At 57.0% G+C, this 228-nt stretch carries 1 protein-coding gene; it reads right to left on the reverse strand.

The window, feature by feature from the left end; all coding sequences use genetic code 11:
- Positions 1-228: hypothetical protein (locus QN378_RS23420; protein ID WP_323551273.1), on the reverse strand; the 228-nt coding region annotated here is incomplete at both ends.

The following is a 228-nucleotide window of genomic DNA, read 5'->3' on the forward strand; positions in this document are numbered from 1 at the left end:
AATGACCTCACAACTGACAGCGGCCAGCAGTGCATTGGGCCGAAACAGCCCATCGCCACTGTTGATGTCTGGGACGGTGGATTGAACATAGGGTGCGTTCGTATCCTGGGACTCAAGCGCTGGCCATAACATCCGATGCAGCGGATGGGTCTCATCATTGGCAATGTGTTGGATTAGCCGTTGTCCGTCGCTGGGGTCTGAGCCGCTTTTGCTCAGCCCCGTTACGGC

Source organism: Pseudomonas sp. 10S5, assembly GCF_035019745.1.
Classification (GTDB): Bacteria; Pseudomonadota; Gammaproteobacteria; order Pseudomonadales; family Pseudomonadaceae; genus Aquipseudomonas.